Genomic DNA, 376 nt, shown 5'->3' with positions numbered 1-376 from the left:
GAAAATTATCTTTTGATCAATGATGGGACCGGGAAATTTGAAGATGCTACTACTAAATATATCAATAAAGAATACCGGAATGGAGAGACAAGGGAAGCCGACTTTGCCGATATAAATGGAGATGGAGAGGTGGATTTATATTTTGCCAATGTCAATCTTTTCCAAAAATATGAGCCAGTACAAAGCTTACTTATAAATATTAATGGAAAATTTGTTGATGAAACATTAGACCGCCTGGGCTTTACAGATTTACATTCTGTCCTGGATGCCGATTTTGTAGATATTGATAATGACGGCGATCTTGATTTATTTTACCAGACTTTCGAACGGCCACGAATATTTTTAAATGATGGCAAAGGCTACTTTAAAGATATTA

Annotated in this window: 1 protein-coding gene; it reads left to right on the top strand. The window is 34.8% G+C overall.

The genetic code is table 11. The annotated features are described in order from the left end of the window. Positions 1 to 376: FG-GAP repeat domain-containing protein (locus HC176_RS17465; protein WP_167920273.1), on the top strand; the 376-nt coding region annotated here is incomplete at both ends.

The sequence above is a fragment of the Tamlana crocina genome (genome assembly GCF_012037625.1).
The sequence above is the reverse complement of the archived record's forward strand: the minus strand, read 5'-3'. Positions and strand labels throughout refer to the sequence as shown.